Raw genomic sequence first — 6,556 nt, 5'->3', positions numbered from 1 at the left:
GGTATTCCGTCGCATTCTCCTCCATCATGCGCATCGCGCCCATGACCTTCGGGTCGACGGCACGCACAGTGTAGAGGAACGCGCTCGGAATCTGTTCCAGCTTGATAATGGCGCCGACGAGATTGGTCACGCCCGGCGGAATGAGGGTCGGCTGTCCTGCCGCGGCTTTTTGCAGTGCATCCGGGGGAATTGCCGGCAAGGGCTTTTCGGTCTTGATATCCGCCTGAACGATGACCGCGCCGTCACTCTCGACGAGGAACGCCCCAAGCAGGCCGCGGCCGCGCGCCTGGCGCGTCATCAGGTCCGCAAAGCCCGTGCGGTCGAGATTGTAGAGAACTCTGTTGCGTTCCAGGTCGTTAGCCATGGAAATCGTCTGGCCCTGCAGATAGCTGGCGTTCTCCATCATGTAGGCCTGACCGATATTGCGGGAGGAACTGACGATGGATTGGGTGCGCAGCGCAAACCAGCGATCGAGGCCGGCGTTCAGCGTGATACTGGCGAAGATCGCCACCAGAATCGCCGGGGTGATGGCGACGAGCGAGAACAGGACGACGATACGGATATGAAGACGGGCCGCCGCACGGCCGCGCGAGCGGGCTTTCAGCAGCCGCACAACTTCGCGCCCGATCAGCGCGATCAGCCCCAGGACGAAGAAGGAGTTCACCACGACGGAGGTGATGACGACGCGGGTGGTCGGGTCGATCGGTGTCACGCCGAGCAGGATGAAGAGTGTCAGCGTCGCGCAAAGCAACGCGCCGCCGGCCAGGACGAGACCAGGCAAAGCAAACAGCGCCCGGCGATCGGTGACGGTCGAAACCGTATCGCTATCTGCCGCAGGCGGTGCCGCATCCCGCTTCATCAAGTCGTCACTCCAAGCGGCACAGGCCGCCATCCCAGGATTCAATCGAGCGGTTCTGGATCGCTATGCAAAGCTCCGGCATGCCTCAACATTCCAGCGAAATTCCGCCGAACAACGAGCGCCGCCATCAAAGGCTTCGAAGCACTGCGATTCCAATCCCCATGCGTGGCCTTTAAGCAACGCATTGTGGCGAAAATGCAACGCACGCTGCTGGGTTGTCAAGCTGTACGGGAGCTCCGGTAAACAGAGACACCGAGTTCCCGGATCTTCTTGCGCAAGGTATTGCGATTGAGGCCGAGCAGGTCTGCCGCTTTGATCTGGTTGCCGCGTGTGGCAGTCAATGCCGCAAGAATGAGCGGATACTCCATCTCGGTCAGAACCCTGTCGTAAAGCCCGGAAGGCGGCAGATTCTCGCCGAAACTTGCGAAATAGGTCCGCATGTTTTCCTCCACGGCCTGCGCGATCGTCATCGATCCCGCACGGATCGGGCTCTTGTCGATCGGGCTGTCCGGGACGTCGGACCGAAGCTCGGATTCAATGATTTCGCGGGTGATCACATCCTGTGGATAAAGTGCGACAAGGCGGCGGATGAGGTTCTCCAACTCGCGGACATTGCCCGGCCAGGCATAGGCCTTCATCAGTTCGATAGCTTCCTGGTCGAAGCGCTTGGTGCCAAGCCCTTCCTTCTCCGCCTGCTGGATGAAGTGCCGGACGAGATCGGGAATATCCTCCGCGCGGTCGCGCAACGGCGGCAGCCGCAACGGAACGACATTCAAACGATAGTAGAGATCCTCGCGGAACAGACCCTGGTTGATGGCCTGCTTCAGATCCTTGTTGGTCGCCGCGACAATGCGAACGTCCGTGCGGATCGGCGTACGCCCGCCGACGGTCGTATATTCACCCTGCTGCAATACGCGCAAAAGGCGGGTCTGTGCATCCATCGGCATGTCGCCGATTTCGTCGAGGAACAGCGTGCCGCCCTCGGCCTGTTCGAAGCGGCCGGTGGACCGGGTCTGGGCGCCGGTGAAGGCACCCTTTTCGTGACCGAACAGCTCGGATTCGATCAGGTCGCGAGGGATCGCCGCCATGTTGATGGCGACAAACGGACCGTTGCGGCGCTTGCCGTAGTCGTGCAAGGCGCGTGCCACGAGCTCCTTGCCGGTACCCGATTCACCCGTGATCATCAGCGTCAGGTCCGTCTGCATCAGGCGTGCGAGAACGCGATAGATTTCCTGCATGGCCGCCGAGCGGCCGACAAGCGGCATGCCGTCCTGCATGTCCTCATCGAGCTTGGCCGGCTTCTTCTTCGGTTCGGCAAGCGCCCGGCCGATGATGCCGATGAGCTCCGTGAGATCGAAGGGCTTCGGAAGATAGTCGTAGGCCCCCTTCTCGGACGCCTTGATGGCGGTCATGAAGGTGTTCTGCGCGCTCATGACGAGAACCGGCAGTTCGGGGCGCGCCTTCTTGATTCTCGGCAACAGGTCGAAGGCATTCTCGTCGGGCATCACGACGTCGGTCACGACAAGATCGCCTTCTCCTGCAGACACCCAACGCCAGAGAGTGGCAGCGTTGGAGGTGATGCGGACATCATAACCCGCACGGCTGAGCGCCTGATTGAGCACGGTACGGATGGCCGCGTCATCATCTGCGACGAGGATCGTTGCTGTCATCGAGAAGTTCCTGTGGGGTTTGCCGCGTCTTCGGCCGAGGCATCCTTCGATGCCGGCATGAGGACGCGGAACGTCGTCTTGTTGTTCTGGCTGTCGCATTCGATGATGCCGCCGTGATCGCCGATGATCTTGGCGACGAGCGCAAGACCAAGTCCGCTGCCATTCGTTTTCGTCGTGATGAACGGATCAAACAGATGCGGCAGCAAGTCGGTAGGAACGCCAGGCCCGTTGTCCTGCACGCAGAACTCCAGCGGCAGCGAGATCTTTTCCCGGGTTCCGGCGACGGACAGACGGATGCCGGGGCGATAAGCGGTCGTCAGCAGGATTTCCCCGTCCTGCCGGTCTCCGACCGCTTCGGCTGCGTTTTTGACGAGGTTCAGGAAGACCTGCACAAGCTGATCACGGTTGGCGTAAACAGCGGGGAGCGACGGATCGTAGCTCTCGGTGATGCGGATATGCCGAGCAAACCCGGCCTTTGCCACCGCCTTCACATGATCGAGTACGGAATGGATATTGACCGGCACCCGATCGACCGGCCGTTCGTCGGAGAACACTTCCATCCGATCCACCAGCGATACGATGCGATCGGTCTCGTCGCAGATGAGCCTCGTCAGCGAGCGGTCGTCATCGACGACCGATTGCTCCAGAAGTTGCGCTGCGCCTCGAATGCCGGAGAGCGGGTTCTTGATCTCGTGTGCGAGCATCGAGGCGAGCCCCGTCACGGATCGCGCGGCTGCCCGATGCGTCAACTGGCGGTCGATCTTGTCGGCCATCGAGCGCTCCTGGAAGACGATGACGACAGATCCCGGCTCGCTGACCAGCGGCGCGACATAGAGGTCGACCAGCTTGTCCTGGCCAAGACGGGGCGAGCTCAGGTCGACGCGATATTCGTTGACCGGCGCCTTGCGTTCACGCACCTGATCGATCAAGGCCAGCAGCGGGCTGCCGAACGGGATAAACGTGGAGATCTTGTAGCGCGCGAGGTGCGATGCACTGGCGCCAAAAAACGCTTCGGCCTCCCAGTTGGCGAAGGCGATCAAGCCCGCCGCGTCGACCATCACGACCGGGTTTTGAATTGCGTTGAGCACCGCCATCGCGACGGCTCCGCCGGTCTGATCGGCTTGGCCCTTGTCCGTCATGCCGCCTCCCGGCTTTCTGAAAGCTCCAACCCGCCCGCCAGTGCGTCGCGCAGGCGCGCGATAACGTCTCCAGGCATTTGCGAGGTCATGATTGCCGCCTTCTCTGCTGCCGCTAGCGACGGCGCGAAACGCTCGAGGTACCAGCCAAGATGCTTGCGCGCGTGGCGGATCGCCGTTGCGGCTCCGTAAAAGTCCAGCATCATCTCGTAGTGCTCGACGACAATGTCGGGAATTGCGCTTGCCGCGGGACCGGCTTCGCCTGCCAGCGCGCCTGCCTGCCATGGGCGCCCCTGGCACCCCCGGCCGATCATGACTGCATCGGCGCCCGAGCGGTGAAGGATCTCCTCAGCGTCGTCATGCGTCTCGACATCGCCATTTGCGATCAGCGGTATCGAAATCACATCGCGAACGGCGCGGATCGCATTCCAGTCCGCCTTGCCCTCGTAGAACTGCATACGGGTTCGGCCATGGATGGTGATTAGTTTCACGCCTGCATCTTCTGCGCGTTTGGCGATGTCAGGGGCGTTGAGCGAATTTTCGTCCCAGCCGAGCCGCATCTTCAGCGTGACCGGGATATCGACCGCTTTCACCGTTGCCTCGATAAGGCCCAGCGCATGATCGGGATCGCGCATCAGCGCCGAGCCGGAATAGCCGCCGATCACCTTCTTGGCGGGGCAGCCCATGTTGATGTCGATGATGTCGGCGCCGCTGCCAGCGGCAATCTTTGCAGCCTCCGCCATCCAATGCGCCTCGCGCCCTGCAAGCTGCACCATATGCGGCTTGAAGCCGGCCGCCTTCAGACGCGACCAGGATTCGGCCGTGTTGTTCACTAGCTCCCGGCTTGCTACCATCTCGGTCACCACGAGACCGGCGCCATAACGCCAGGCGAGTTGGCGGAAAGGCATGTCGGTGACGCCGGACATCGGTGCCAGCGCAACGCGGTTGCGCACGGAGACATTTCCGATCTGCAAGGGCGCGGCAAGGTTGATGGAATGCAATTGATTATCTTTCAGGCACACAATGTTACTGCACGATTTTTAGCCATACTCAACGCTCTTGCCAAGGGGCTTCCGTAACAATTGATATTTTTCGGGCAGATGCTGGAAAGCGGACCGCCGAGGCGATAGAGCTGAAAGCCGCCTTCTGCATATTTTAGGGAATTATGCCGCAGATGCACTCGAAGCAACCAATATCAGCCGGAATTGTCATTGTCGCCGCCGGGCGTGGCGAGCGGGCGGGCGCGCCTGAAGAAGGCCCGAAGCAATACCGCATGGTCGGCGGAAAGCCGATTATCACCCATACGCTTGAAAACTTCATGACATGGGAACATGCGGCTCAAATCGTCGTCGTCATCCATCCCGACGACGAGGCGCTCTTTGCAAAGGCATTCCGGCAAATCCTTTCTGCCACGCCGATCGAAACCGTTCACGGCGGGGCAACCCGACAGCAGTCGGTTCTTGCTGGATTGAGGCATCTGAAAAACAAGGGCATCACCCACGTGCTCGTTCATGATGCCGTTCGGCCGTTCTTCGATCACCTGCTTCTCGACCGCATAGCCGATGCGCTGGCCGAGGGTGCACCGGCGGTGCTGCCTGCAATGCCCGTTGCCGACACGCTGAAACGCGCCGACCGCGCCGGCACGGTCCTGGAAACTGTCTCGCGTGCGCAGCTCTTTGCCGCCCAGACGCCGCAATCCTTTGCCTTTGACGCCATCCTCGACGCCCATGAAAAGGCAAGCGAGATCGGCCGCACGGATTTCACTGACGATGCTTCCATTGCCGAATGGGCAGGCATTCCGGTCACGATCGTCGAAGGAGCTGCCGACAACGTGAAACTGACGGTCAAGCGGGATATCGCTTTGGCCGACGACAGGCTTTCGTCGCCGCTGCTGCCGGATGTGCGCACCGGCAATGGCTATGACGTCCACCAGCTGGAGCCCGGCGACGGCGTCATACTTTGCGGGGTTTTCATTCCGCATGATCAGCGGCTCAAGGGCCATTCGGATGCGGACGTCGCCCTGCATGCCCTGACCGATGCGCTGCTGGCCACCTGCGGCGCCGGCGATATCGGCGATCATTTTCCGCCATCAGACCCGCAGTGGAAGGGCGCTGCGTCCCGCATATTCCTCGAACATGCGGCAACAATCGTTCGGGATAACGGCGGAACGATCATGAATGCCGATATCTCGCTGATAGTCGAAGCGCCGAAAATCGGTCCGCACCGTCAGGCCATGCGCGCCAATCTTTCCGAATTTCTCCGAATCTCGATCGATCGCTGCTCGGTGAAGGCGACAACGAACGAGAAGATCGGCTTTGTCGGCCGTCGCGAAGGCATCGCGGCGATCGCAACGGCAACAGTCGTTTATCGCGGAGCCAAAGGATGAGCATCTTCACGGACGACATCCTTTCGCTCGCGGAGAAGATTGTTCGCGATTTCACAGCCGCGAAGAAAATGCTCGCCACGGCCGAATCCTGCACCGGCGGATTGATCGCCGGGGCGCTGACGGAAATCTCCGGTTCCTCGGCGGTCGTCGATCGCGGCTTCGTCACCTACACCAATACGGCGAAGATCGAGCTGCTCGGCGTCCAGGAACGGACGCTCGAAGGCTTCGGCGCCGTCTCCGAACAGACCGCGCGGCAGATGGTGCATGGCGCCCTCTTCCGCTCTCGCGCCGATTTCGCCGTCGCCGTGACGGGTATTGCCGGACCGAGCGGCGGCACGCCGGAAAAGCCGGTGGGACTGGTTCATCTGGCTGCCAAGTCGCGCAGCGGCGCACTCATCCATCGAAAAATGCTCTACGGCAATATCGGCCGGGACAAGGTCCGTCTTGCCACCGTCCTGACCGCGCTCGAAATGTTGATCGACCTCCAAGAAAACCACGCATAGTC

General features: G+C 61.2%; 5 protein-coding genes and 1 pseudogene. 2 read left to right on the top strand and 4 right to left on the bottom strand.

The window, feature by feature from the left end; genetic code table 11:
- The 4 genes and pseudogenes from ACPYOI_RS04660 to dusB form a co-directional block, all read right to left on the bottom strand.
- Positions 1 to 859, bottom strand: a pseudogene (locus ACPYOI_RS04660) (PAS domain-containing sensor histidine kinase); the annotation flags it as partial.
- Positions 860 to 1,077: 218 nt separating this feature from the next.
- Positions 1,078 to 2,529 carry a nitrogen regulation protein NR(I) gene (gene ntrC / locus ACPYOI_RS04655; RefSeq protein ID WP_168832779.1) on the bottom strand — a complete coding sequence of 484 codons (1,452 nt, stop codon included), beginning with the start codon at positions 2,527 to 2,529 and terminating at the stop codon, positions 1,078 to 1,080.
- Positions 2,526 to 3,668: a two-component system sensor histidine kinase NtrB gene (locus tag ACPYOI_RS04650; protein ID WP_481415179.1), complete on the bottom strand. Its 1,143-nt coding sequence runs from the start codon at positions 3,666 to 3,668 to the stop codon at positions 2,526 to 2,528. The genes ntrC and ACPYOI_RS04650 overlap by 4 nt, the downstream gene beginning before the upstream one ends.
- The gene (dusB, locus tag ACPYOI_RS04645; protein WP_481415178.1) at positions 3,665 to 4,687 is read right to left on the bottom strand and encodes a tRNA dihydrouridine synthase DusB; all 1,023 of its coding nucleotides are present in this window, start codon (positions 4,685 to 4,687) and stop codon (positions 3,665 to 3,667) included. The genes ACPYOI_RS04650 and dusB overlap by 4 nt, the downstream gene beginning before the upstream one ends.
- 143 nt (positions 4,688 to 4,830) lie before the next feature.
- Between dusB and ACPYOI_RS04640 the strand changes: the two genes are divergently transcribed.
- Together ACPYOI_RS04640 and ACPYOI_RS04635 are read left to right on the top strand one after the other, a co-directional pair.
- Positions 4,831 to 6,051 (top strand): bifunctional 2-C-methyl-D-erythritol 4-phosphate cytidylyltransferase/2-C-methyl-D-erythritol 2,4-cyclodiphosphate synthase, encoded by a 1,221-nt coding sequence (locus ACPYOI_RS04640; protein WP_481415177.1) that lies wholly within the window; start codon positions 4,831 to 4,833, stop codon positions 6,049 to 6,051.
- Positions 6,048 to 6,554 carry a CinA family protein gene (locus ACPYOI_RS04635; protein ID WP_481415176.1) on the top strand — a complete coding sequence of 169 codons (507 nt, stop codon included), beginning with the start codon at positions 6,048 to 6,050 and terminating at the stop codon, positions 6,552 to 6,554. The genes ACPYOI_RS04640 and ACPYOI_RS04635 overlap by 4 nt, the downstream gene beginning before the upstream one ends.
- Positions 6,555 to 6,556: the final 2 nt, after the last annotated feature.

It is taken from the genome of Rhizobium sp. SVR5-2C (genome assembly GCF_056755115.1).
Note: the sequence above shows the minus strand (reverse complement) of the source record. Positions and strands in the feature narration are given on the sequence as shown.

What these genes read in the sequence shown, in the direction of transcription:
- ntrC (WP_168832779.1), bottom strand. Translation starts at nt 2,529, where the DNA reads ATGACAGCAACGATCCTCGTCGCAGATGATGACGCGGCCATCCGTACC.
- ACPYOI_RS04635 (WP_481415176.1), top strand. Translation starts at nt 6,048, where the DNA reads ATGAGCATCTTCACGGACGACATCCTTTCGCTCGCGGAGAAGATTGTT.
- ACPYOI_RS04650 (WP_481415179.1), bottom strand. Translation starts at nt 3,668, where the DNA reads ATGACGGACAAGGGCCAAGCCGATCAGACCGGCGGAGCCGTCGCGATG.
- ACPYOI_RS04640 (WP_481415177.1), top strand. Translation starts at nt 4,831, where the DNA reads ATGCCGCAGATGCACTCGAAGCAACCAATATCAGCCGGAATTGTCATT.